Here is a 25,150-nt window from a genome sequence, read left to right as displayed (position 1 = left end):
GCGCCGGACAGGCATAGTGGCGCCGCCGCGCACGCGTCACCACAGGTACAGGGCCGCGTTCTCCTACGGCGGCCGCGAACTGGTCGCGACGACCTACTCCACCGACCCCGACGTGGTGACCAGGGCGGCGGACGACAAGGACGGCACCTCCTTCGCCATGCCCGTCAGCATGCCGCGTACCGGCTTCTACGTCCTCGACGTGGCTTCCGGGAAGGGCTCCTGGAGCAAGGTCGGCAACCCGCACGACAGCATGGGACTGCCCACGATCAACGCCCGCCAGGACTTCGCCCTCAGCCGCTCCGGCCAGTACGTCTGGACAGGCCTGACCAGCGAACCCGGGATGCAGTTCTACGACCGCCACGGCGACGAGGTCCCTGCCCCGGCCGGCGAGCGGAATATCACGTGGTACGTCGAAGCGCGACTGTCACCCGACGGCAAGCGGGTCGCCGGTGACTTCGCGGGCAGGACGATGAAGACCTCCTCCTGGATCACCGACCTCCGCACCGGCAAGAAGACCGAGGTGCACGGGCAGCAGCTCCTCGCCTGGGCCGACAACAGGTCCCTCATCGCCTGGGACACCGGCAAGGACGGCGGCAGCGAGTTCCACAACCACCTCGTCCTGGTCACCATCGGCAGCGACAAGACCGTCCCGCTCAGCGGTTTCCGCAAGGGCGCCGGCCGCGACGCCGGCCGCTGGACACCGGTCTTCGCCGAGTCGCGCTGATCAGGCGGCCAGGAACTCCTCGTACACCGCCCGCAGACCGTCGGCCGCCTCCCGGCCGGCGGGCCGCAGCGGTGCCCGCACCGGTCCTGCCGGCAGACCGAGCGCGCCGAGCAGCGCCTTCGAGGTGACCGTGCCCGGCAGGCCCGCGGCCGTCATCGCCTCGATCAACCGGGTCGCGCGCAGCTGGAGTCCCCTCGCGCGGGCGGTGTCGCCGGCGTCGAACGCGTCCAGGATCGCTGCGACCTGGGCGGGGACGGCATTGGCCACCGTGCTCACGCAGCCGGCCGCGCCCACGGCGTACAGGGCGAGGATGTGCTCGTCGCAGCCCGCGTAGTACGCCAGGTCCGTGCGGGCCAGCACCTTCTGCGCGCCGAGGAAGTCGTACGAGCAGTCCTTCACGGCGACGATCCGGGGGTGCGCGGCGAGCCGGATCAGCGTCTCCGGCTCGATCCGGGTGCCGGTGCGGCCCGGGATGTCGTACAGCATCACCGGCAGCCCGCCGGCGTCGGCCACCTCCAGGAGGTGCGCCTCCAGCGCGTCCTGCGGCGGCCTGCTGTAGTAGGGGGAGACCACCAGCGCCCCGTCCGCGCCCGCCTTCTGCGCCGCCCGCGCCAGTTCGACGGTGTGCAGGGTGTCCGCGGTGCCCACGCCGGCCACGAGCGGCACCCGCTCGCCCACCGCCTCCCGGACGGCCGCGATCAGCTCCGCCTTCTCGGCGTCCGAGGTGGTCGGCGACTCGCCGGTGGTGCCGTTCAGCACCAGGCCGTCGCAGCCCTCCGCCACCAGATGCGCGGCCAGCCGCCGGGCGCCGTCGAGGTCGAGCGCCCCCGCGTCGGTGAACGGGGTGACCATCGCGCAGAGCGTGCGGCCGAAGGGGCGGGAGGAGCTGGTGGTGTCGCCTGGGTTCGTCATAGAGGTAGTGTCGGCAGCGCGACGACTTAGCTCTACTTAATTTTTCTACCCGACATATCTTAGCGATGCTAAGTTGTCGGCGCTCCGGGTCTCCCTCGCCGTCACCTCGCCGACGAGGGCTGGGGCAGGCCCGGTTGGCGCGCCCTGTCGGCCGCGTGCGCGGGCTGTGCGGGCGCGCGTGCGTCCGCCTCGCTCGCCTGGTTCGCCCGGCTGGCGGGGCAAGGACTGCGGGTGATCACCGGGGGTGCCGGGGCCGGTGCCGGCCGGGAGGTGGCGAACGAGGGTTTCGGGGTGCCCGAACTGGTCGCGGAGGCGGCCCTGTTGCAGGCCCGCCTCGACTGGTCCCAGGGCCGGCTGGCCCGGCTCGGCGAGCGCGGGGAACAGGGCTGAGAGCGGCCCGCCCGGGTACTCGGAGGGTCCGCGAGCAGAGCGGACCGCCGACGAGACCAGGAGGGGCAGCATCCATGACGAAGAGGACCGTGCGCGGAACGGGGGCCCGACTGACGGACACCGCCGGTGCGTTGGCGGCCAGGGCCGACCTCAAGGGCCGCGCCCAGACCCGCGCCGCCGACCTCAGGGACAAGGCCGGAGCGCTGACCGTACATCTGCGCGCAGGCGTGGCCAGGGCCGGTCACCAGGCCCAGGGCCGGGCGGTGCGGGGCGGCCACACGGCGCAGGAGCAGCTGGCCAGGGCGCGGCACACGTTCCAGGAGCGGGCGCTGCGGACCGGGCACGCCGTGCAGGACCGGGCGGCGCGGACCGGGCAGTTGGCGTCCGGGAAGGCCGCTGTGGCGGGGACCGCCGTCGAGGGCCGGGTCCCGCAGCCCGCACGCATGGTGGTCCGGGCCGTCGTACGGCACCGGGGGCCGGTGCTGGTCGCGGGCGCGATCGCCGCCGCGGTGGCGGTGGGCGTGCTGCGCCGGGGGCGCCGCGGCTGAGATTCGCCGAGGGCTCCCTCCACCGTCTCACCGAAAACTTCACCTGCCTGGACAAAAAAAGTTTTCGGTGAGACGGTGGAGCCATGCTGGACGTCACCGTGATCGAGGACCCCGAGGCGGCGGCCGTGTCGCTGGACCCCGTACGGGCCAGGCTGCTCGCCGAACTGGCCGGCGCGCCCGCGTCGGCCGCCATGCTGGCCGGCCGGGTCGGACTGCCCCGGCAGAAGGTGAACTACCACCTGAAGACGCTGGAGCGGCACGGCCTGGTCGAGCTGGCCGGCGAGCGGCGCAAGGGCAATGTCACCGAGCGGCTGATGCGCGCGACCGCCGCGTCGTACGTCATCTCGCCGGCCGCCCTGCCCGCCGTACAGCCGGACCCGGACCGCTTCCGCGACCAGCTCTCCGCGCGCTGGCTGCTCGCGCTCGGCGCCCGCCTGGTGCGCGATGTCGGCATGCTGATCACGGGGGCGGCCAAGGCCCGCAAGCGGCTGGCGACCTTCGCGCTGGACGGCGAGGTCCGTTTCGCCTCCGCCGCCGACCGCGCGGCCTTCGTGCAGGAGCTGACGGCGGGTGTGAGCGCGCTGATCCGCAAGTACGACGCACCCGACGCGGAGGGCGGCCGGGACCACCGGATCGTGGTCGCCGTCCATCCCACGGTCAAGGACCGGCCCACCCCTGAACTGGAACAGTAGGCGGCAGGAGCCCCATCATGTCCAAGGAATTCGAGATCGCCCGTGAGTTCGAGGTCGACGCCACGCCCGGGGAGGTGTGGGAGGCGATCACCAACGGCACCGGCGGCTACCTGTGGCCGATGCAGCCGCCCGAGCCCCGGGTGGGCGGTACGGCGGCCTTCGGCTCCACCGTCACCGCCTACGACCCGCCCCACCACCTGGTCGTCCGCAGCGAGGACGTGGGCTTCCCGGTGCAGAGCCTCAACCAGCTGGAGCACGTCATCGAGGAGCGCGACGGCGGCCGTCGCGCCTGGGTGCGCTACGTGCACAGCGGGATCTTCACCGACGACTGGGACAACCAGTACGACGGCGCCAACCGGCACACCGACTTCTATCTGCACACCCTGCGTGAATACCTCACCCACTTCGCGCCACGCCCGGTGAGCTTCGCCCAGCTGAACGGGCCGGAGGCGTCCCAGGCGCCGGACGCCTTCACCGCCGTGGGCCATGCCCTCGGTCTGCCGGACGGCCTGGCGGCGGGCGCGAAGGCGAGCGTCCGGGGGCCCGGCGGGCGGGCCCTGGACGCGGTGGTCGACTACCGCGACCCGTACTTCATCGGGCTGCGCACCGAGGACGCCCTCGTCCGGTTCTTCGGCCGCAACCACTGGGGCGCCCCGGTCGGCATCAGCGTCCACGACTTCGCGCCGGACGCCGACGCCGAGGCGAACGAGATCGCCTGGCAGGACTGGCTGAACGGGGTGTTCAGCCAGTCCTGAGCGAGCCGGCCGGGTGAGCCAGCCGGGCAACTCCGCGGGTCGTCAGGGGCGGAAGCGCAGCACCTGCGGGTCGTGGTCGCTGATCTGGTCGTGGAACTCCGAGTTGATGTGCACGCTGTCGTACTCGAAGTCGCCGTCGCGGCGGATCTCCCTGCTGATCAGGATCTGGTCCAGGACCTGCTCGTTGCCCTGGTAGTCGTAGGTGTAGCGCTCCTTCGTGGGCAGCGACTGGATCGCCGACCAGAGCGCGCCGCCGTTCTCCAGGATCTTGGTGGTACCGGAGAAGTCGAAGTCGTTCATGTCACCGAGCGCGATGACCTCGGCGTCCTTCTGGACGTCGAGGATGCTCTTGACGAACGCGTTGACCAGCGTCGCCTGCGCGTGGCGCTGGGTCTCCGAGCTGCGCGCCACCGGCTGGTACTGCGAGGTCAGCCCCTGGTCGCCGCCCTTGGAGTTGAGGTGGTTGGCGATCACGAAGACCGTCTTGCCGCGGAAGACGAACTCACCGGCGAGCGGCTTGCGGCTGGTCTTCCAGGCGGGGTCCGCCGGGTCGACACGGCCGGGGGAGGCAGTCAGCTGGGCCTTGCCGTGCACGTCGGTGACGCCCACCGCGGTGGTGGAGTCGCCGCCCGCGCGGTCGACGAAGGACACCCGCTCGGGGTTGAACAGGAAGACCTGGCGGATGTTGCCGCCGGGCTCGCCGCCGTCCTGGTCGTTGACCGGGTCGATGGAACGCCAGTCGTACTTCGGTCCGCCGGCCGCGACGATCGCGTCGATCAGCTTGTTCACCGTCACGTCGGCGGCGACCGTGCCGTCGTCCTTCGCGCCGTTGTTGTCCTGGATCTCCTCCAGGGACACGATGTCGGGCGACTGGAGGTTGTTCACGATCGCGGCGGCGTGCGCGGCGAAGGTGCCGTCGGAGGGGTCGAGGTTCTCGACGTTGTAGGTCGCCACCGCCAGCTCGCCGTGCGACTGCTTCTTCGTCGTCTCGCGCTGCAGGCCACCGCTCTTCAGGGTGCCCAGCGTGTTCGCGACGAGGGTGTAGCCGCCGTACTGGTTGTAGTCCATCGGTCCGGTCGTGGCGCCGGTCAGGGCGTCGCCGACGTTCGCCACCGGGAAGCCGGCGGTCGGGCCGAGGGACTGGATCTGCAGCCGCCCGGTGTTCTGGTCGCGGTAGGAGCGGTACAGCGAGCCGCCGCGTACGGTGCGGTTCTCGTGCGGCTTCACCGTGACCCACAGCTCGGCGTACGGGTCGGTGGCGGTGACCACGCGGGCGTCCTTGACCTGGACGTTCATGCCCTCCAGGGACTCGTAGTAGTCCAGGGCGTACTTCTTCGGCTGAAGGGTCAGGCCGTTGACCGAACCGCCCGCGGCCGGGTCGCCGGCGGGGGTGTACGCGCTCGGCACCGACTTCTTGTCGATCACGACCGGCGCCGGGACCGCGTTGCCGGTGGAGACCGTGGTGACCGTCGGCTTGGTGATCTCGGTCAGCGACTGGTTGCCGCTGGAGGCGCCGCCCGGGACGTACTCGGAGACCGTGCCGGTGACCGTGACGGAGTCGCCGACCGCGACCTTCGGGGTGGAGCTGGTGAAGACGAAGACGCCCTCGCTGGTGGCCGGGTTGTCGTCCGGCGTCGGATCCTGGATCCAGAAGCCTCTGGAGGAGCCGTAGGTGCGCGTGCCCGTGACGATGCCGGGGACGTCCGTCACCTTCTGGCCGGCGTACGGCGATATGCGCGTGGTGCCCTGGACGTCGTGGATACGCAGCCCGTCGGCCTGGGCGGGCGAGGTGAGGGCGACGGCGGACGCCGCGCTGCAGACGGCGGCGACGGTGAGCGCGGCGAGACGCGCGGAAGACCTGCTCGGCAAGGGAATCCCTCCGGGGACATCGGAAGCGCCAGGACAAGGGGGGTTTATGGAGCGTTCATGACACGTTCATGAACGCCGTGTGACACGGATGTGACACGCGTAGATCCGGAGTGAACAGGTGTCCCACCCGATTTCTACGCGCGTCAATCTCCTGCGTGTTCAGGGCAGTTGTCAAGGTTTCAGCCATGTACGGGGCCCGGCGCGGAGATGAACCGGGCGGCATGGGTGGAAATCCGTCTAGGCTGAGCGGCTGAGCCGTACGGCGTCCAGGTGGCCGTACGACCGTCGATACGGTGTCCAGGTCGCCGTACGACCGTTGAGGCGTCCGAGGAGAAGCAGCCGATGTCTGACAGCGCCCCCCTGCCCCCGGTGCGGTTGCGTTCCGAAGCGGAGCTGGCGCACGCCGCGCTGTCCACGCCGTTGCTCACCCGGGCCGCCCGGCTCGCCCGCTGGGCCGGGCCCGACACCCGCGTGGACGCGGGCGGCGAACTGGTCGAGGAGCAGCTGCCGGCCGCCGCCGAGGTGCTCGGACTCACCGGGGACGACGCCGCCGCCTACGCCGGTGAGGCCTGGCGGGTCGCCGTGGACACCGGGCTCGTCGAGATCGCCGACGAGGAGGCCGGGACCGTGGCCGCGGGGGAGGAGCTGGCGCTGCTCACCGGCGGTTCGCCGCATGACGTCCTCGGGGTCTGGCTGGCGGCCCTGGAGACCGTTCTCGCCGACGCGAGCGTGCCCGACCTGGACGGCGTCGTCGACGCGCTGGACGAGGGCGGCGAGGTCGATTTCTCGTCACTCGGCTGGGACCCCGAGGCGGAGGCGGAGTTCCTCGACGGGGTCCTCGGCAACCTCTATCTGCTCACCGTGAGCGAGGACGGCTCCGGCGAGGCCCCGGTGCCGCTGCCCGCGCTCGCCGCGTCGATGATCGTGCCCAGCGGCATGGGGGAGCCCACCAATGACGTCCTGGAACAGGTCTCGGACGCGATGATGCGACTCGACGACCAGTTCCGGCTGCTGGAGCCGGTCGGGCTCGTCGAGTACCAGCCGGTCGACGAGACCCTGATGGCCGACGCGGAGGAGGAGCCGGCGGCCGGTCCGGTCGACGAGGCCGACGTCTCCCGGTACGGCATGGTGCGGCTCACCCCGCTCGGCGCGTACGGGCTGCGGGCACGGCTGCTGGAGGCCGGCTTCGAGGCGCCGGCGGTCGGGGAACTCGCCGACAAGGGCGCGGACGCGCTGCTCGACGGGACCGCCACGTTCCCGCAGGGCGCCGCGCAGGCCGAGACCGAGCAGTGGCTGGCCCGCCGCGAATCCCTCGCCGCCGCCCGGGAGCTGCTGACCGCCGCGCGCGGCGCGGACACCGGCGCCCCGCTGCGGCGGCTGCGCTGCCAGCAGGCACTGTCGCTGCTCGGCCCCGAGGCCGAGCCCGCCCTGCGTGAGGTCCTCGGCGACCCCGAGCTGGGCGGGCTGGCGAGGGTCTGGCTGGCCGAACGCGGCGCCGCCGAGGTGCCGGCGCCCTCCCAGGACATGATCTTCTGGTTGACCATCGACACGGTGGCCGCGCAACTGGCCGCCGAGGGCAACTCCGAGGAACTCCAGGCCCTGGTGGAGGGCCTCGCCCAGCAGCACAGCGGATTCTTCGCCCAGGCGTGGCGGGTGGGCCACCCCGACACGGCCGACGTTCTGGAGGCGATGGGCCGCCTCCACCCGGACAAGAAGGTGGCCAAGGAGGCCCGCAAGGCGGCGTTCAAGGCACGGTCACAGCACGGGGGATAGGGGCCGAAGGGGCGGGGGCGCGTGGAGGGCGGGCACCGCCGGCCGCGTTGTGCACGGCTGAGCGCCGGCGCGGCGGGAAAGAGGACGCGGCGCGGCCCGGCGTTGTGGTGCGCGCCGGTGTGATGGGGCGTGCGGGGCGGGCACCCCGGTCACCTGCGTGTGGGCAGGGAGAGCTGTCTGGACGTCATGCCGCGGCCGGGGGAAACCGTTGCCCCCATGGGGTGTTCTTGGGGTGGGCTTTTGGGGGGCGTGGGGTGGGGATTGCGCATTCATGGAACATCCGACCGTGATGTCGCCCTGCGTTCAACCGGTGTTCAGAGGTGGACGGGAGCGTGTGCGGCGAGTTGGGATCCGCCACCTCCACGGCTGTCCGACCGTCACAGGAGACACCATGTCGCTCACCCGCAGGGACTTCGCCAGGACGTCCGCGATCACCGGTGCCGGTGTCGCGCTGGCGGGCAGTGTCGGCGCCCTCGCCAGCGCGCCGAACGCCCTCGCCGCCACCGAGACCGACGTGGCCGGGGCGGCGCACGGGCACGGCGGGGTCGGCTACGGGCCGCTGCTGCCCGATCCCGACGGCATCCTCGCGCTCCCCGCCGGCTTCAGGTACCGCGTCGTCACGTACAGCGGCAGGACCCGGCTGGAGTCCGGCGAGTTCACTCCCTCCAACCACGACGGCACCGCCGCCTTCGACGGTCCGCGCGGCGCCACCCTCCTCGTCAACAACCACGAGCTGGCGGGTCCCCGCGCCAACTGGAAGTACCCCGTGCCGCTCACCGAGGGCCTCGTCTACGACCCGGCCGCCGCCGGTGGCTGCACCGTCGTCGAGGTCCGCCCCGGCGGCCACGTCGCCGAGTGGGTCGGCATCGCCGGCACCGCCACCAACTGCGCAGGCGGCAACACTCCGTGGGGCACCTGGCTGACCTGCGAGGAGACCGAGGACAAGGCCGGCGCGGGCGGTTTCACCAAGGACCACGGCTACGTCTTCGAGGTCGACCCCGAGGACCGCCGGGCCAACCGTGACCCCAAGCCCGTCAAGGCGCTCGGCCGCTACGCCCACGAGGCCGTCGTCGTCGACCCGAAGCGCGGTCACCTCTACCTCACCGAGGACGCCTCCAACCCCAACGGCCTGCTCTACCGCTGGACCCCGCCCGAGCACTTCCACCACGGCCGGGGCAAGCTGCGCACCCTCGCCGACGACGCCGGCACCCTCCAGGCGTTCAAGTGCTTCGACTCCGGCGGCAAGTTCGTCGACGACCTCTCCCGCGCCACGAAGATCGGCACCGTCTACGGCGTCGACTGGGCGGACGTCCCGGACCGCGACGCGCGGACCACGTCCGTCCGCAAGCAGTTCACCACCGGCCAGGTCACCCGTGCCCGCAAGCTGGAGGGCATGTGGTGGGGCGACGGCGGCGTGTACATCGTCTCCTCCTACGCCCGCGCGGAGAGCCCCGTCCAGCACGACGGCTCGGTGTGGTTCTACGATCCCAAGCGCCGCACCCTCACGCTCAAGGTCCGCATCGGCGTCAACCCGGACCCGTCCGTGGAGGGCGACTTCGACGGCCCGGACAACATCACCGTCTCCCCGTACGGCGGTCTGGTCATCGCCGAGGACGGCGAGGGCCTCCAGCACCTGTTCGGGGCCACCGACAGCGGCCGCACCTACCCCATCGCCCGCAACGAACTGAACATCGGCACCGCGGACGAGCCCGAATACAGCGAGTTCACCGGCGTCACCTTCGCACCCGACGGCCGGACCCTGTACGCGAACATCCAGACCCCGGGCATCATGCTAGCGATCACGGGGCCCTGGAAGCGCCAGGGGCGTTAGAACGCCGCGTCACCCGTGCGGGGCGGGGCTGTCCGACTCGGCAGACGGCAGACGGCAGACGGCAGACGGCAGACGGTCGGCGGCCTGGACCTGCCGGTCCGCCCGCACGGGTGGCCGCACGGCAACGGGTCCGGAGGAGGGCCTTGCCGTGCGGGTTACTGATATCTAACATTTCAGTTCATGGAGGCCCTGCGACCCGTCCCCCGCACCCTGCTCCGCGACCGCGCCTGTGCCGCGATCCGGGACGCCATCGTCGCCGGGGAGATCGAACCCGGCGCGGTGGTGCGTGACGCCGAGTTCGCGAAGCGGCTCGGGCTGTCCCGGGCGCCGGTGCGGGAGGCGTTCGCCCGGCTCGTCGACGAGGGGCTCCTGGAGAGCAAGCCGCAGAGCTACACCCGGGTCACCCCGGTGGTGGCCGCCGACGTACGGGACGCGGCGGCCGTGGTCGGTGCCATGCACGAGCTGGTCACCCGGGCCGCCGTACCCCGGCTACGGGCCGCCGACCTCGACCTGATGCGCGCGGCCAACGACCGGTTCGCCGCCGCCGTACGCGCCGGTGACGTGGACGAGGCCCTGCGGGCCGACGACGCACTGCACGACGTCCTGGTCCGGGTGGCCGGCAACGGCGCGGCCGCCGCCACCGTCGCCCGCTACACCCCCCTCATCCGCCGCCTGGAACGCCGCCGCTTCGGCGAGGGCGGCTCCTGCCGCTCGGCCGGCCTGCACGAGCGGCTCATCGAGGCCTGCGCGGCCGGCGACACCCCGGCGGCGGTCCGGATCACGGCCGACATCTGGCTCACCCTCTCCGATCTGGCCGACGCCGACCCCGTCGACTGACCCCGCCACCAGGAGGCACTCCATGTCCCTTTCCTCCTACGACCGTTACCCCCTGCTCTTCGGCCCCTCTCCCGTGCATCCGCTGGAGCGCCTGACCGCCCACCTCGGCGGCGCCGCGCTGTGGGCCAAGCGCGAGGACTGCAACTCCGGTATCGCGTACGGCGGGAACAAGACGCGCAAGCTGGAGTACCTGGTCGCGGACGCCCTCGCCCAGGGCTGCGACACCCTCGTCTCCATCGGCGGGGTGCAGTCCAACCACACCCGCCAGGTCGCCGCCGTGGCCGCCCGTGCCGGGCTCAGGTGCGTGCTGGTGCAGGAGAGCTGGGTGGAGTGGCCGGACTCCGTGTACGACAAGGTCGGCAACATCCTGATCAGCAGGCTGGCGGGCGCCGATGTGCGCCTGGTCCGGGCCGGGTTCGGGATCGGCTTCAAGGAGAGCTGGGAACTGGCGCTGCGCGAGGTCGAGGAGTCGGGCGGCAGGCCGTACGCCATCCCGGCCGGCGCCTCCGACCATCCGCTCGGCGGGCTCGGCTTCGCGGGCTGGGCGTACGAGGTCGCCGAGCAGGAGCGGCAGTTGGGGGTCTTCTTCGACACGGTGGTCGTCTGCTCGGTGACCGGTTCGACGCAGGCCGGCATGGTGGCGGGGTTCGCCGCGCTGGAGGAGGCGGGCGGCCGCGGGCGCCGGGTCATCGGCATCGACGCGTCGGCCAAGCCCGCCGAGACCCGCGAACAGGTCGCCCGGATCGCCCGGCGGACCGGCGAACTGATCGGGGTCAAGGGTGAGCTGACCGTGGAGTTGGACGACCGCTACCACGCCGGGACCTACGGCGTTCCGGACGACACCACCCTGGCGGCGATGCGCCTGGCCGCCCGCACCGAGGGCATGGTCACCGACCCGGTGTACGAGGGGAAGTCGATGGCGGGGATGATCGACCTGGTCGAGCGCGGCGAGATCGGCGCCGACTCCACGGTGCTCTACGCCCACCTGGGCGGCCAGCCGGCGTTGAACGCCTACAGCGCTTTGTTCTAGACGGTTCGCCGATCGTCGGGGCGGTGTGGCGCGGGTTGTCGTCTGCGGCACCGTCGTGGCTGGTCGCGCAGTTCCCCGCGCCCCTAAAAGCAGGGCACCGCGGTGGGCGCCCCTTCAGGGGCGCCGGGGGTACCCCCGGCCGAAGGCTGGGGGAGGAACTGCGAGACCAGCCCCCGCGTACCGTCAGTTGGCGCACGGCCCCCCGCGACGCGTGCCGTCAGGCTTCCTGCCGCCGCGGACTCGTGATCACGAACCCCGCCACCAGCCACGCGGCCACCGCGACCACCGCCCCGATGCCGAAGGCGCGGGCCGCGCCGTGGGTGAGGAGTTCGGCAGGGGTGCCGGTGGCGTGCCGGGTCGCCGTGCCGTACACCGTGACCAGGACGGCGAGTCCGAGGGTGCCGCCCAGCCACTGCAGCGTCTGCAGCAGCCCGGAGGCGGCACCCGCCTCCCGTGGCCCGATGCCGGCCAGGATGGTCGCGTTGAGCGGCATGAAGCTCAGGCCGACTCCGACGCCGAGCAGCAGCAGCGGGCCGAGCAGCCCGGTGGCGTATCCGTCGCCGGGCCGCAACCGCCACAGCCAGCCGCCGGCGGCGATGAGCAGGACGATGCCGGTCAGCAGCACCGCCTTGGCCGAGAAGCGGGCCAGCAGTCTCGGCAGCAGCCGCACCATCGTGAACATGGCCAGGGTCATGGGCAGGAACGCGAACCCGGCGCGCAACGGGCTGTACTCCAGGACCTGCTGGCAGACGAGGGTGAGGAAGTAGAAGGCGCCGAACATGCCGGCGGGCAGCAGCATGATGGTGAGGTAGCCGCCCGCCCGGTCCCGGTCGGCGAACAGCCGCAGCGGCATGATCGGCTGGCCGGCCCGGGACTCGATCAGGGTGAAGCCGGACAGGAGCGCGCCGGCGCAGCTGAACCCGAGCAGGGACTGGGTGTCGGTCCAGCCCTCCTGCGAGACCCGGATGAACGCGTACACCAGCGAGGTCATCCCGGCCGTCCCGGTCAGCGCGCCCGCGAGGTCGAAGCGGCCCGCGTGGCGCGGGGTCTCGGCGACGAACCGGGGCAGGGCCAGGAACAGGGTGATCCCGATGGGCACGTTGATGAGCAGGGCCCAGCGCCAGGAGGCCCACGAGGTGAGCATGCCGCCGAGGACCAGGCCGACGGAGCCGCCGATGCCGGCCATGGAGGAGTAGACGCTCAGGGCGTGATGCCGGCGCGGGCCCTGCGGGAAGTTGGTGGTGATCAGGGCCAGGGTGCTGGGCGCGATCAGCGCGGCGCCGACGCCCTGCAGCGCGCGTGCCGCGAGCAGCCAGCCGCCCTCCGCGGCGAGTCCGCCGAGCAGTGAGGCGAGTGCGAACAGCAGCGCTCCGGCGCCGAGCGTACGACGGCGGCCGACGATGTCGCCGACCCGCCCGCCGAGCAGCAGCAGACCGCCGAAGGCCAGGGTGTAGGCGTTGAGCACCCAGGACAGGCCGGTACGGCTGAACCCCAGGCCCTGCTGGATGTCGGGCAGCGCGACGTTGACGACGGTGGAGTCGACGCCGACCATCATGTAGGCGGCGACGATGACAAGGAGGGCGGAGCCGAGCCTGGCGGGGTGCGGGGAGTCCGGTGGGGCGTCGGTGGCGGTGGACGGGGCGGACGGGCTGGACGGGGCGGACATGGGATTCTCCCGGTCTGTGCGTCCCCGGCGCGGGCATGGAGAAGTACGGGCAGGCGGACTGCCCGTGGAGCGCACGACGATAACCGGGGACTGTCTCCGTTTAGTCTTCGATAAGATACGGAGAGAGCCCCCGGTTCGCAAGGAGTAACTGGATGACGCAGGTCAGGCCCATGCGCGCGGACGCTCGGCGTAACTACGAGCGGCTGCTGGCGGTCGCCGTCGAGGCCTTCGCCGAGCAGGGGGAGAACGCGTCGCTGGACGACATCGCCAAACGGGCGGGCGTCGGCTCCGGCACGCTCTACCGGCACTTCCCGACCCGGCAGGCGCTGCTGGAGGCCGCGTTCGTGGACCGGCTGGAAGGGCTGGCGGCGAAGGCGGACGAGTTCGCCGCCCAGCTGCCGCCGGGCGCCGCGCTGACGGAGTGGCTGAACGAACTGTGCGTCGCCACCATCCAGGTGCGCGGCCTGAAGGCGCTGCTGGGCTCGGCCGTCACGGACGGCAGTTCGGCCACGGTCGCGGCCTGCGGGGTGACGGTCCGCGGCGCGGCGACCCGGCTGGTGGACGCGGCGAAGAAGGAGGGCACCCTGCGCCCCGACATCGAGCCGATCGAAGTCCTGCGCCTCGCGCACGGCCTGGCCACGGCCTCCGAACTGGCCAACGGGCAGGGCAAGGAGATCCGGCGCTATCTGGCACTGCTCACGGAGGGGCTGCGGCCGTAGCGCCCACGGCCGCACGCCCGTCGCGGAGCCGGCGTCAGAGCGCCTCCGCCCCCGGCTTGACCATGTTCCGTACCGTCCGGGCCTTCACGAACGAGCCGATCGCCGTCATGTCCCACTCCCCGGAGAACTGCCGGACCAGCTTCGCCATCATCACGCCCGTCTGCGCCTCGGCGCTCGTGAGGTCGAAGCGGACCAGTTCCTCGCCGCTCGCGGCGTCCAACAGGCGGCAGTAGGCCTTGGCGACCTCGGTGAACTTCTGGCCGGAGAACGAGTTGACCGTGAAGACCAGTCCGGTGACCTCCGGGGGGATCCGGCCGAGGTCGACCACGATCACCTCGTCGTCGCCGCCGCCCTCGCCCGTGAGGTTGTCGCCGGAGTGCTTGATCGCGCCGTTCAGGATGGACAGCTTGCCGAAGTAGCAGCTGTCGACGTGGTTGCGCTGCGGGCCGTAGGCGATGACCGAGGCGTCCAGGTCGATGTCCTTGCCGCGGAACGCCGGCTCCCAGCCCAGGCCCATCATGACCTGGGAGAGCAGCGGGCTGCCGCCCTTGACCAGGGACACCGTCTGGTTCTTCTGGAGGCTGACCCTGCCCTTGTCGAGGTTGATCTTCCCGGTGCCCGGGGCGGGCGGCGCGGGCGGGACCGGGGGAGCCGCCGGGGCCGCGGGCCGGGCGGCGGGGGCGGCCGGGGTGGCCGGGGCGGGCGCGGGTGCGGGCTCCTCCACGGTCACGCCGAAGTCCGTCGCGATCCCGGCCAGCCCGTCGGCATACCCCTGGCCCACGGCGCGCGCCTTCCACGCGCCGCCCCGCAGATAGATCTCGACGACCACCAGGGCCGTCTCCGTGCCCAGCTGCGGCGGCGTGAACGTGGCCAGCACCGAGCCGTCGCCCGCGTCGCGGATCGTCGCCGTCGGCTCGATGCCCTGGAAGGTCTGGCCGGCCGCGTCGGGGCTCGCGGTGACCACGATCTTCTCGATCCCGGGCGGCACGGCGGCCGTGTCGACGATGATCGCGTCCGGGGACGTACCGCCGCCGGAGCGGTACGTCACACCGGGCCCGTCCGGCTGGTTGTAGAAGATGAAGTCGTCGTCGGAGCGCACCTTGCCGTCGCTCGTGAGCAGCAGGCCCGAAACGTCGAGCCGCACCGGTGCGGCGACGTCCACCGCCACCCGGGGGACGGAAAGAGGGATGTTCGAGCCAGGGGTCATAGCTGTCATGCCCCGTGAACGAACAGCACCGCTTTACCGTTCCCTTACCTGGGAAGAGGCCCCCGATCGGCTCAGGGGACCACCACGATCTTCCGCCCCACCCCCGCCGCGAACTGCTCCAGCGCCTGCGGGTAGCTGCCCAGCGGGAGGCGGTCGCTGATGAAGACGTCCGGGTCCAGGACCCCGTTCGCGAACAGCTCCGCCGCCCGCTCGTAGCTGCGCAGGACGGCCATGGAGCCGGTGATGGTGATCTCCTGGTTGTAGATGCGGTACGGATCGATCGTCACCCGGGTCGCGTAGTCGGCGACTCCGAACTGGAGGAACGTGCCCGCCTTGGCGACCCGCTCCAGGCCGTCCTGGATCGCCGCCGCGTTGCCGGTCGCGTCGATCACCACGTCCCAGCCCCGGGGGCGGTCCAGTTCGTCGGCGTTCGCGGCGGAGCCGGAGACACCGAGCAGGCGCGCGGTCTCCAGGCGGGCCGGGTTCAGGTCCACCACGTCCACGCTCGCCGCGCCGGTCCGCTTGGCGAGCTCCAGCATCATCAGGCCCATGGTCCCGGAGCCGTAGATGAGGACGTGCGCGCCGAGCCGGGACTGGAGGATGTCGTAGCCGCGCACCGCGCACGACAGGGGCTCGACCAGGGCCGCGTCCTGGGTGCGGACGTGCTCGGGGAGCCTGACGCAGTTGGCCACCGGGGCCACCGCGTACTGCGCGGCCCCGCCCGGCACGGTCACGCCGATCGCGGCCCAGCGCTCGCAGAGGTTGTTGTGGCCGTTACGGCACTGCCGGCACTCGTGGCAGTACAGGGACGGGTCGACCGCCACCTGGTCGCCGATCGCCACCTCGGTCACCAGGGCCCCGACGCCGACCACCTCGCCGGCGAACTCGTGACCCGGCACGATCGGCAGCTCGGGGGCGAACTCGCCCTGGAGGATGTGCAGATCGGTGCCGCACAGGCCGCAGGCGGCCACCTCCACGACCACCTCGCGGGGGCCCGGTGCCGGGTCGGGGACCTCGGTGACGACGGCGCGGCCCACGGACTCGATGACGGCGGCCTTCATTTCACGGCTCCCAAGGACAGGCCCTGGACGAGTTTGTCCTGGGCGGCGAACCCCGCGGCGAGCACCGGCAGGGAGACCACGAGCGACGCGGCGCACACCTTGGCCAGGAACAGGCCCTGGCTGGTGATGAACCCGGTCAGGAAGACAGGGGCGGTCTCGGCGACCACGCCCGTCAGCACCCGGGCGAAGAGCAGTTCGTTCCAGCTGAAGATGAAGCAGATCAGCGCGGTCGCGGCGATGCCCGGGAGGGAGATCGGGGCCACCACGCGCGCGAGGATCGTCGGCAGCCGCGCCCCGTCCACCCGCGCGGCCTCGATGACCGCGACCGGGACCTCGGCGAGGAAGGACTGCATCATCCACACCGCGATCGGCAGGTTCATGGAGGTGTACAGGATGACCAGGAGCCAGATGTTGTCGAGCATCCCGGCGTTCTTCGCGAACAGGTAGACCGGCAGCAGGCCCGCCACGGCCGGCAGCATCTTCGTGGAGAGGAAGAAGAACAGGACGTCCGTCCACTTGCGCACCCGGCGGATCGACAGCGCGTAGGCCGCCGGGAAGGACAGCAGGAGGACGAGGAGCGTCGAGAACACCGACGCCATCGCCGAGTTGACCAGCGCGGGCCACGGGCTCGCTCCGCCGCCGACGCCGAAGAACTCGCGGTAGCCGTCCAGGGTGAGGGCGGCGGTGAAGGAGGGCGGGTTGGTCGCCGCGTCCGACTCGGAGTGGAAGGACGTCAGTGCCATCCAGGCGATGGGCAGGAAGAACACGATCCCGGTCAGCCAGGCGACCAGCCCGAGTCCGCCTCGCCGTACGGCGTTCAGGGCGGTGTTCATGCGCGGGACACCTCCTCGCGGAACAGCGACGACACCACCCGCAGGGCGAAGGTCGCGATGACGATGGAGCCGATGACCACCACGACGCCGGCGGCCGAGGCGAGGCCGTTCTCGTGCGCCTGGTAGAAGCTCTGGTAGACGGTGTAGGGGAGGTTGGCCGTGCCGAGGCCCCCGGAGGTGATGGTGAAGACCGCGTCGAAGTTCTGCACGATGTAGATCGAGCCCAGCAGGGCGCCGAGTTCGAGGTACCGGCGCAGGTGGGGGAGGGTCAGGTAGCGGAAGATCTGCCAGTCGCTCGCGCCGTCCACCCGGGCCGCCTCCAGCTGCTGCTGGTCGCGGCTCTGCAGCCCGGCCAGCAGGATCAGCATCATGAACGGCGTCCACTGCCACACCAGGGCGGCCTCGACCGCGAGCAGCGGGGTGTCGGAGATCCAGTCCGGCTGCGGGCCGCCGACGTAGTGCAACAGGCCGTTGAACAGGCCGTATTCGGGGTTGTAGAGGACGTGCTTCCACAGCAGCGCCGCCGCGACCGGGACGATCAGGAACGGTGCGATCATCAGCGTGCGGACCACGCCGCGGCCCCGGAACCTCCGGTTGAGCAGCAGCGCCACCACCAGTCCGAGGACCAGGCTGACCAGCACCACGGTGACCGTCAGCAAGGCCGTCGTCCACACCGAGTGGCGCAGGTCCGGGTCGGTCAGGACCTGGCGGTAGTTGTCGATGCCGGTGAAGTGGCGGTCCTTCGGGTAGAGGGCGTTCCAGTCGAAGAACGAGATCACCACGGTCGCCACGAACGGCAGCTGGGTCACCACGATCATGAAGACCAGCGCGGGCAGCAGCGGGGCCCGGGTGGCCCAGGTGCGCAGACGGTCGGAGGGCGGCCGGGGCGCCGGCCGCGCGGTGGCGGCGGCGACCCGGGGGGAGGCGGTGGCGGTCATGATCCCTCGTACTTCTTGCCGACGGCCTCGGCGAGCTTCTGGGCCTTCTTCAGCGCGTCGTCCACGGACTGCTGGCCGGCGACGGCCGAGCTGATCTCCTGGGAGACCTTGGTGCCCAGGTCGGTGAACTCGGGGATGTCGACGAACTGGATGCCGGGCGCGGGCCGGGGCTGCACGCCCGGGTCGTTCGGCTTGGCACCGGCGATGGCGTCCCGGGTGACGTCCGCGAAGGCGGCCGCCTCCTTGCGGTACTGCGGGATGTCGTACGTCGACGCGCGCTTGCCGGCCGGCACGTTGGCCCAGCCCGCCTTCTCGCCCACGAGCTTCTCGTAGTCCTTGCCGGAGGCCCACGAGATGAACTTCCAGGCGTCGCCGGGGTTCTTGGACGCCTTCTGGATGCCCCACGCCCAGGTGTAGAGCCAGCCGGAGCTGTCGGTCTTCTCGACCGGCGCCGGCACGTACCCGATCTTGCCCTTGACCGGGGAGCCGGCGGCCTCCAGCGAGCCCGCGCCGGAGGTGGCGTCGTACCACATCGCGGTCTTGCCCTGCGTCATGTCGTTCAGGCACTCGGCGAACCCGGACTGGGCGGCGCCGGACTCGCCGTGCTTGCGCACCAGGTCGACGTAGAACCGCGTGGCCTGCTTGAACGCGGGGGCGTCCAGCCGGGCCTTCCAGTCCTTGTCGAACCAGGTGCCGCCGAAGGTGTTGACGACCGTGGTCAGCGGGGCCAGCATCTCGCCCCAGCCGGGCAGCCCGCGCAGGCAGATGCCCTTCATGCCGGACTCGGCGCCGTCCGCCTTGGCGGCCAGTCCGGCGACCTGCTGCCAGGTGGGACGGGCCGGCATGGTCAGCCCCTTCTTCTGGAAGACGTCCTTGCGGTACATCAGGAAGGACGACTCGCCGTAGAACGGCTCACCGTAGAGCTTGCCGTCCGCCGCGGTGAGGGCCTGCCGCATCGGCTTGAGGACGTCCTGCTGGTCGAAGGCGGTGTCCTTCCCGACGTACGAGTCGATCGGCTCCAGCCAGCCGTTCTTGGCGTAGATCGGGATCTCGTAGTTGGAGAGGGTGGCGACGTCGTACTGGCCGGCCTGGTTGGCGAAGTCCTGGCTGATCTTGTCCCGGACGTCGTTCTCGGGCAGGACGGTGAAGTTCACCTTGATCCCGGTGTCCTTGGTGAAGCTGTCCTTGGTGAGCTTCTGCAGCTCCACCATCTGCGGGTTGTTCACCATCAGGACGTTGATGGAGTGGGCGGAGGAACCACCGCCCGCGCCGGCCCCCGAGCAGCCGGCGAGCAGCGGGGTGATCAGCGTTCCTGCGGCGGCCACCGCAAACAGGGCACGGGGCGTTCGTCGGCTCTGGGTTCGCATGGGGTGCTCCTGGAGAACTTATGGGGATATAAGGGGCCTGTGCGGGCGTGGGTGTGCCGTTCGGGGACGGCGTGCGGTGTGTCGGACGGTTGGGTCGGCTCGATGTCAGACGCGGATGACCTGTGGGCCCTGGAGCGAGTAGCGGTGGGCCTCGGAGGCGGGCAGCAGGGTGCTGGTGACGATGGCTTCCAGCTCGCCGATCTCCGCGAACCGGCAGAAGCTGACCGCCCCGAACTTGGTGTGCACGCCCGCGAACACCGTGCGGCGCGCGGCCCGGATCGCCTGCGCCTTCACCTCGCTGACCGCCGGATCGGGGGTGGTCAGGCCGTGTTCGCGGGTGATGCCGTTGGCGCCGATGTAGGCGAGGTCGATGACGAAACCGGCGAGCATCTTCGTCGTCCAGTGGTCGACGGTGGCGAGGGTGCCGGAGCGGACCCGGCCGCCGAGCAGCAGTACCGAGACGTTCTCGGCCTCCGCGAGCGCGCCCGCCACCGGCAGGGACGCGGTGACCACGGTCAGCGGCCGGTCCCCGGGCAGCGCCTCGGCGATGAGCCGGGGGGTGAAGCCCTCGTCGACGAAGACGGTCTCGGCGTCGCCCAGCAACTCGGCGGCGGCGGACGCGATCCGGCGCTTCTCCGGGACATGGCTGGTCGACCGGAACGCGAGCGTGGTCTCGAAACCGGCGCTCTCCACCGGGTAGGCGCCGCCGTGGGTGCGCCGCACCAGCCCGTGGTCCTCCAGGGTGCGCAGATCGCGCCGGATGGTCTCCTTGGCCACGCCCAGCTCGGCGGCGAGCGCGGTGACGTCCACGGAGCCGGTGGTCCGGGCGGCCCGCACGATCTCGCGCTGGCGCTCTTCCGCCGTCCTGGTGCTCATGCCGTCACCCACCTCCCTGTGGAGCTGCCCGTTCGGGCCATGGGGGAAGTTGTACCGCCGGCGTACGGCGCTGACCAGGCCTGTTGCCGGCCCGATGCTGCCCGTATGCGCCCGGTTGTGCTCGGGCGTGCCCGTCTCGGACCTGGGGCGCTGCTGCGGGGGACGTGGGATCGGGCATGATCCGTGCCCGAACACCACAGCGGGCGGGCCCGTTCGGTGCCCGCCCGCCGTCGTGAGCGATCGTTTTCGGTACGGCCGTCGAGTGCGGCCGTCGAGTACGCCCCTCGGCGCGGCCGTTCAGTACGGCCAGATCGGCGGGTCGTCGACGAAGCGGCCGCCGAGGTGGGTGTGGGCGGGCTTGTGCGGGTCCAGTTCGCCGTGCTCGGCGATCAGCTTGGCGGCGAACTGCTCGGAGTCGTCCTGCGGTTCGTAACCGAGCGCCCGCGCGCTGGTCAGGTCCCACCACAGCCGGGTGTTGGCGGAGGAGCCGTAGACGACGGTGTGGCCGACCTCCTCGGCGGTCAGGGCCGCGTGGAAGAGGCGGGCGCCGTCGGCGGGGCTCATCCACACCGAGAGCATCCGCACGTCGGCCGGTTCCGCGAAGCAGGAGCCGATGCGGACGGAGACCGTCTCCAGGCCGTGCCTGTCCCAGTAGAGCTGGGCGAGGTCCTCGCCGAACGACTTGGACAGGCCGTAGAAGGTGTCCGGGCGGCGCGGGGTGTCGACCGGGATGAGGGGGGCACCGGGCCGCGGGGCCGGGGTGAAGCCGACGGCGTGGTTGGAGGAGGCGAAGACGACCCGTGGCACGCCGGCCTCGCGGGCGGCCTCGTACAGGTTGTAGGTGCCCTCGATGTTCGAGCGGAGGATCTTCTCGAACGGAGCCTCCAGGGAGATCCCCGCGAGGTGCAGGACCGCGTCCACGCCCCGCACCGCAGCCCGCAGCGCGTCCTGGTCGCCGAGGTCGGCGGTGATGGCGTCCGGTTCGCCCTCGACCGGGCGCACGTCGAAGAGGCGCAGTTCGTAGCCGTACTCCGGGAGCAGGGACCGCATCAGGGTGCCGAGTCCGCCGGCGGCGCCGGTGAGCAGCAGCGTGCGGGGAGTGGGCATCCACGGTCTCCTTGATCAGCGCCGGTCGTGTCCGTGTACGAGATTCACATTCATGGACACGCTAGGGAGTCGGGGCGTAGGGAGTCAAGTGTGCCGTGGAGTGGGGTGATCCGCCCGTGTGTCGCCCGTTTCGCGGCTTGACCGGCGCCAATGGTGCCTCGTACCGTGGTCGCGTTCATGAATATGGACATCGATCAGAAACATGCATCGACAGAGACATGCGTTGACAGACACATGCATCGACAGGGAGCGCCCGTGACGCCAGCACCTCTCGCCGCCCGGCTTCGTGACCCGCGCGGGCCGCTCTTCTTCCCCGTGACCGCCTACGGCCCCGACGGCTCCCTCGACCTCGACGCCTACCGCGAGCACGTCCGCCGGGGCGTCGAGGCCGGCGCCGCCGCGGTGTTCGCCGGCTGCGGCACGGGGGAGTTCCACGCGCTGCTGCCGGAGGAGTTCGAGGCCTGTGTGGGCGCGGCCGTGGCGGCGGCCGGCGGACGCGTGCCGGTGGTCGCCGGCGCCGGCTACGGCACCGCGCTCGCCGTACGCTACGCGCGTCTCGCCGAGGCCGCGGGCGCCGACGGCCTCCTCGCCATGCCGCCCTACCTGGTGGTCGCCGGCCAGGAGGGCCTGCTGCGGCACTACCGGGAGGTGGCGGCCGCGACCGGCCTCCCCGTGATCGTCTACCAGCGCGACAACGCCGTGTTCACCCCGCCGACGGTCGTCGAACTCGCCCGCACCGAGGGCATCATCGGCTTCAAGGACGGCCTCGGCGACCTGGACCTCATGCAGCGCATCGTCAGCGCCGTCCGCACCGAGGTCCCCGGCGACTTCCTCTACTTCAACGGCCTGCCCACCGCCGAACAGACCCAGCTCGCCTACCAGGCCATCGGCATCGACCTCTACTCCTCGGCCGTCTTCTGCTTCGTCCCCGAGATCGCCCTCGCCTTCCACACTGCCCTGCGCGAGGGGGACCGGGCGACGACGGAACGCCTGCTCGACGGTTTCTACCGCCCGTTCGTCGAACTCCGCGCCCAGGGCCGGGGATACGCCGTCTCGCTCGTCAAGGCCGGGGTACGGCTGCGCGGCCTGGACGTCGGCGAGGTCCGCCCCCCGCTGCACGAACCGACCGAGGACCATGTCAAGCAGCTCGCCCAGCTGATCGAGCGCGGGTACGCACTCCTGGCGGAGGACGCGTGACGGCGTCGGGAGGAACGGGAGGAACCGGGGCGGGGCGGCTGAAGACGTCGGCCTTCGTCTACCCCTGGGACGTCAACGGCGACCCCGGGGCCCCGGACCGCGTCGCCGCGCTCGGCGTCGCCCAGGTGACGCTGGCCTCCGCCTACCACTCCACCCGCGCGCTGACCCCCCGCCACCCGCGCCACCGCATCGTCACCGCCGGACACGCGGCCGTCTACTACCCCGTGGACGACCGCTGGACGGGCCGCGAGCTGCGCCCCTACCCGGCCGGCGACTGGGCCCCGGGCGACGCCTTCGGCGAGGCGGCCGAAGCCCTGCGCGGCGCCGGCCTCGACGTCCACACCTGGGTGGTCCTCGCCCACAACTCCCTCCTGGGCGCCGACCATCCGGACACCTCGGTCGTCAACGCCTACGGCGACCGCTACCCGTGGGCGCCCTGCATCGCCCAGCCCGCCACGCGCGCGTACCTCGCCGGCCTCGCCGCCGAGGCCGCCGTCCGTCCCGGCGCGGCCGGCACCGAACTGGAGTCCCTCGGCTGGTACGGCCTCCAGCACCTGCACGCCCATGACAAGACGGCCGGGGTCGGCCTCGGGGACGCCGGCCAGTACCTGATGGCGCTCTGCTTCTGCCCCGCGTGCCGGGCCGGATACGGCGAACAGGGCCTGGACGCGGATGAGTTGGCCGCCGCCGTGCGCGAGGCGCTGGAGCCGCTGTGGCGGGGCGCGCCGGACGACGCCGGCTGGCCGACGGTGGAGAAGCTGCTCGGCGAGCCGGTGGCGGCGGCCACGCGCGCGTGGCGCGACGGGCAGGCCCGCACGCTCCAGGAGACGGCCGTCGCCGCCGTACGCGCCGCGGCGCCCGCGGGCTTCCAGGTCCTCCTGCACGCGGACCCGGTGACCTACCACTGCGGTGCCAACGCCGGAGTGGACCCTGCCTGGATCCTGTCCGTCGCGGACGGCGTCGTGGTGCCCTGCACGGGCGGTACGGCCCTGCTGACGCCCTTCGCCGAGCACGCGCGAAAGGACACGGTCCTCGCCGCCAACTTCACGGTGGTCTCCGGGATGGGCGGCAGCCCCGGGACCCTCGCGGCGGACGCGGAGCGCGCCCGTTCCCGGGGCGCGACCGAACTGCGGCTGTATCACGCCGGGTTGGCGTCCGACGGCGACCTGGCCGCGGTGCGGGAGGCGCTGCGCTGAGCCAGTGACCCGGCGGTGGCGAGCAGCGCGCCGCCCAGGACCGGCAACAGCAGCCGGTGGTCGACGAGTTCGACGAGGGCGGCCCCGACGGCCAGTCCGAGCACGTTCGGTGCGAACATCAGCGTGTCGGCCGTCGCGGTCGCCCGCCCCAGCGCGGCGGCCGGGATCGCGCGCTGCACGGCGGTGTGGGCGGCGATCAGCACACAGGGGAGGCCGAGACCGCCGGCGAGGCCGCAGGCGAGCAGTGCCGTGTCGCATGGCACCGCACGGCCGGCCACCGCCACCCCCGTCAGCGCGATCCCGTACGCCGCGAACCGCCGCTCCCCGAGCCGCCGCAGCGCGGGCCCCGCGACCAGCCCGACGCCGACCGAGCCGACGCCCTGGACGGCGTACAGCACCCCCGTGTAGGCGGGGGAGTGGCCGAGGGCGGCCACGACGGCGTAGTTCAGGCTGCTGCCGAGCGAGGCGAGGCACATCGTGACGCCGCCGGCCCGGACCAGCGGCCGCAGGTCCTGATGCGCCCAGAGCAGCCGGACCCCCTCGGCGGTCTGCCGCCGCCAGCCGCCGCGAACCCGCTCGGGCCGCTCCTCACGCACCCGCAGCAGCGCGCACAGCCCGGCCGCCAGCACGAAGGTGCAGGCGTCCAGCAGCGCCACGCCCGGCCCGCCGTACGCCGTGTACAGCGCGGCGCCGGTCAGCGGGGCGACCAGCTTCATGCCCTCGCGCGCGGTCATCCGCAGCCCGTTGAAGTCGCCGAGCAGAGCGGGGTCGACGGCGGTGACGACCAGGGCGGAGGTGGCCGTGTCCTCGACCACGCCCGCCGCGCCGTAGAGGACGAGGACGGCGAAGAGCAGCCACACGGAGGCCGGGGAGGCGACCGTCCACAGGGGCAGCAGGAGGAGCGCGAGGGCGAGGTTCGTGAGAATCACCAGGGGCCTGCGGCGGACGCGGTCGGCGAGGGTGCCGAGGGCGGGGCCGAGGAGGGTGGGGGCCCAGAGGGCGGCGGTGCACAGGGCGGCGAGGCCGTCGGAGCCGGTGAGGTCCTTGACCCAGACGCCGGACACGAGCCAGAGCGCGGAGGTGCCGAAGCCGGACACCACGACGCCGGTGAGGTACAGGACGGCGTTACGGTCGCGCAGCAGGCGGACCACGGCCCATGAGGAGGTCGTCATGCCTGGTCATCGTGGATCTAAGGCCGGGGCGCGGGGATCGGGAAGATGCCTTAGAACGACGGCGGGAAGGAGCCGGCGCGGCGCGGGTTCCCCGGGCGGCCCGTCCGGCGGGGACCTGTCCTGACCCGGGAGACGGCGGTGGCCCGACGGGGTCGGGGCCCGGCCGTGTCCGTCGTCACAGGCTGCCGGGCCCCGCCCCCGTCCGCTCCTCCGCGAAGCGCCGGCCCGCCCACTCCGGGCGACCCTCCCCACGCGGCGTTCGGAACCGGCACGGCCGCCCGGTCCGTTGGCCGGGCTCCCTCCCCTCAGCCATTTCTGCCGGAAGCATTGACGAAACACGGCCGTCCTCCTACCTTCATCCGCGTCGTACTTCGTACGTCATATATGAGACGTGATACGCGAGATCAGATATGTCAGATCGGGCCCCCGGCCTGATACGTGACCCCGAGA

Annotated in this window: 22 protein-coding genes and 1 pseudogene; 12 read left to right on the top strand and 11 right to left on the bottom strand. The window is 72.1% G+C overall.

Annotated features, from left to right (window positions below):
* Positions 1–16: 16 nt before the first annotated feature.
* On the top strand, positions 17–724 hold the full coding sequence (locus tag LQ326_RS24530; protein ID WP_234539730.1) for a hypothetical protein: 708 nt from the start codon (positions 17–19) through the stop codon (positions 722–724).
* Here LQ326_RS24530 and dapA read toward each other — a convergent pair whose 3' ends face one another.
* On the bottom strand, positions 725–1,636 hold the full coding sequence (gene dapA / locus LQ326_RS24525; protein ID WP_234539729.1) for a 4-hydroxy-tetrahydrodipicolinate synthase: 912 nt from the start codon (positions 1,634–1,636) through the stop codon (positions 725–727). It lies immediately after the preceding gene.
* Positions 1,637–1,741: 105 nt separating this feature from the next.
* Between dapA and LQ326_RS24520 the strand changes: the two are divergent.
* From LQ326_RS24520 to LQ326_RS24505, 4 genes and pseudogenes are all read left to right on the top strand, one after another.
* Positions 1,742–2,026, top strand: a pseudogene (locus LQ326_RS24520) (hypothetical protein); the annotation flags it as partial.
* A gap of 74 nt (positions 2,027–2,100) precedes the next feature.
* Positions 2,101–2,574, top strand: a complete 474-nt coding sequence (locus LQ326_RS24515; RefSeq protein WP_234539727.1) for a hypothetical protein — start codon at positions 2,101–2,103, stop codon at positions 2,572–2,574.
* Positions 2,575–2,657: 83 nt separating this feature from the next.
* Positions 2,658–3,266 (top strand): ArsR/SmtB family transcription factor, encoded by a 609-nt coding sequence (locus tag LQ326_RS24510; RefSeq protein ID WP_234539726.1) that lies wholly within the window; start codon positions 2,658–2,660, stop codon positions 3,264–3,266.
* A 17-nt stretch (positions 3,267–3,283) separates the two neighbouring features.
* On the top strand, positions 3,284–4,021 hold the full coding sequence (locus tag LQ326_RS24505) for an SRPBCC family protein (RefSeq protein ID WP_234539724.1): 738 nt from the start codon (positions 3,284–3,286) through the stop codon (positions 4,019–4,021).
* Between the two features lie 42 nt (positions 4,022–4,063).
* On the opposite strand, the gene LQ326_RS24500 is transcribed toward LQ326_RS24505, so the two are convergent.
* Positions 4,064–5,890 carry a DUF8508 domain-containing protein gene (locus LQ326_RS24500; protein WP_234539723.1) on the bottom strand — a complete coding sequence of 609 codons (1,827 nt, stop codon included), beginning with the start codon at positions 5,888–5,890 and terminating at the stop codon, positions 4,064–4,066.
* A gap of 342 nt (positions 5,891–6,232) precedes the next feature.
* Here LQ326_RS24500 and LQ326_RS24495 point away from each other — a divergent pair, with 342 nt between their 5' ends.
* The 4 genes from LQ326_RS24495 (at position 6,233) to LQ326_RS24480 (ending at position 11,361) form a co-directional block, all read left to right on the top strand.
* Positions 6,233–7,663, top strand: a complete 1,431-nt coding sequence (locus LQ326_RS24495; protein WP_234539721.1) for a hypothetical protein — start codon at positions 6,233–6,235, stop codon at positions 7,661–7,663.
* Positions 7,664–8,054: 391 nt separating this feature from the next.
* The gene (locus tag LQ326_RS24490; protein ID WP_234539720.1) at positions 8,055–9,494 is read left to right on the top strand and encodes an alkaline phosphatase PhoX; all 1,440 of its coding nucleotides are present in this window, start codon (positions 8,055–8,057) and stop codon (positions 9,492–9,494) included.
* A gap of 180 nt (positions 9,495–9,674) precedes the next feature.
* On the top strand, positions 9,675–10,331 hold the full coding sequence (locus LQ326_RS24485) for a GntR family transcriptional regulator (RefSeq protein ID WP_234539718.1): 657 nt from the start codon (positions 9,675–9,677) through the stop codon (positions 10,329–10,331).
* Between the two features lie 22 nt (positions 10,332–10,353).
* The gene (locus LQ326_RS24480; protein ID WP_234539715.1) at positions 10,354–11,361 is read left to right on the top strand and encodes a 1-aminocyclopropane-1-carboxylate deaminase; all 1,008 of its coding nucleotides are present in this window, start codon (positions 10,354–10,356) and stop codon (positions 11,359–11,361) included.
* A gap of 217 nt (positions 11,362–11,578) precedes the next feature.
* Here LQ326_RS24480 and LQ326_RS24475 read toward each other — a convergent pair whose 3' ends face one another.
* On the bottom strand, positions 11,579–13,027 hold the full coding sequence (locus LQ326_RS24475) for an MFS transporter (protein WP_234539713.1): 1,449 nt from the start codon (positions 13,025–13,027) through the stop codon (positions 11,579–11,581).
* Positions 13,028–13,179: 152 nt separating this feature from the next.
* On the opposite strand from LQ326_RS24475, the gene LQ326_RS24470 reads away from it, so the two are divergent.
* A complete protein-coding gene (locus LQ326_RS24470) occupies positions 13,180–13,746 on the top strand; it encodes a TetR/AcrR family transcriptional regulator (protein WP_234539711.1) in 567 nt (188 codons plus the stop codon).
* Between the two features lie 34 nt (positions 13,747–13,780).
* Here LQ326_RS24470 and LQ326_RS24465 read toward each other — a convergent pair whose 3' ends face one another.
* From LQ326_RS24465 to LQ326_RS24435, 7 genes are all read right to left on the bottom strand, one after another.
* Positions 13,781–14,953, bottom strand: a complete 1,173-nt coding sequence (locus LQ326_RS24465; RefSeq protein WP_234539776.1) for a TerD family protein — start codon at positions 14,951–14,953, stop codon at positions 13,781–13,783.
* A 71-nt stretch (positions 14,954–15,024) separates the two neighbouring features.
* The gene (locus tag LQ326_RS24460; RefSeq protein ID WP_234539710.1) at positions 15,025–16,014 is read right to left on the bottom strand and encodes a zinc-dependent alcohol dehydrogenase family protein; all 990 of its coding nucleotides are present in this window, start codon (positions 16,012–16,014) and stop codon (positions 15,025–15,027) included.
* Entirely contained in the window at positions 16,011–16,847 is an 837-nt protein-coding gene (locus LQ326_RS24455) for a carbohydrate ABC transporter permease (RefSeq protein WP_234539708.1), read from the bottom strand. The genes LQ326_RS24460 and LQ326_RS24455 overlap by 4 nt, the downstream gene beginning before the upstream one ends.
* Complete coding sequence (locus tag LQ326_RS24450) at positions 16,844–17,785, bottom strand: carbohydrate ABC transporter permease (protein ID WP_234539706.1); 942 nt, start codon at positions 17,783–17,785, stop codon at positions 16,844–16,846. Before LQ326_RS24450 ends, LQ326_RS24455 begins: the two co-directional genes overlap by 4 nt.
* Positions 17,782–19,152, bottom strand: coding sequence for an ABC transporter substrate-binding protein (locus tag LQ326_RS24445; protein ID WP_234539704.1), 1,371 nt, complete (start codon positions 19,150–19,152; stop codon positions 17,782–17,784). Before LQ326_RS24445 ends, LQ326_RS24450 begins: the two co-directional genes overlap by 4 nt.
* Positions 19,153–19,257: 105 nt before the next feature.
* Positions 19,258–20,028: a DeoR/GlpR family DNA-binding transcription regulator gene (locus LQ326_RS24440; protein WP_234539703.1), complete on the bottom strand. Its 771-nt coding sequence runs from the start codon at positions 20,026–20,028 to the stop codon at positions 19,258–19,260.
* A 297-nt stretch (positions 20,029–20,325) separates the two neighbouring features.
* Positions 20,326–21,135 (bottom strand): NAD-dependent epimerase/dehydratase family protein, encoded by an 810-nt coding sequence (locus LQ326_RS24435; protein WP_234539702.1) that lies wholly within the window; start codon positions 21,133–21,135, stop codon positions 20,326–20,328.
* A 255-nt stretch (positions 21,136–21,390) separates the two neighbouring features.
* Here LQ326_RS24435 and LQ326_RS24430 point away from each other — a divergent pair, with 255 nt between their 5' ends.
* On the top strand, positions 21,391–22,332 hold the full coding sequence (locus LQ326_RS24430; protein WP_234539700.1) for a 5-dehydro-4-deoxyglucarate dehydratase: 942 nt from the start codon (positions 21,391–21,393) through the stop codon (positions 22,330–22,332).
* Positions 22,333–22,370: 38 nt separating this feature from the next.
* On the top strand, positions 22,371–23,528 hold the full coding sequence (locus LQ326_RS24425) for a hypothetical protein (RefSeq protein ID WP_234539775.1): 1,158 nt from the start codon (positions 22,371–22,373) through the stop codon (positions 23,526–23,528).
* On the opposite strand, the gene LQ326_RS24420 is transcribed toward LQ326_RS24425, so the two are convergent.
* Complete coding sequence (locus LQ326_RS24420; RefSeq protein WP_234539699.1) at positions 23,471–24,700, bottom strand: MFS transporter; 1,230 nt, start codon at positions 24,698–24,700, stop codon at positions 23,471–23,473. The genes LQ326_RS24425 and LQ326_RS24420 overlap by 58 nt on opposite strands.
* Positions 24,701–25,150 lie beyond the last annotated feature (450 nt).

This window comes from Streptomyces shenzhenensis (genome assembly GCF_021462265.1).
Classification (GTDB): Bacteria; Actinomycetota; Actinomycetes; order Streptomycetales; family Streptomycetaceae; genus Streptomyces; species Streptomyces shenzhenensis.
The sequence above is the reverse complement of the archived record's forward strand: the minus strand, read 5'-3'. Positions and strand labels throughout refer to the sequence as shown.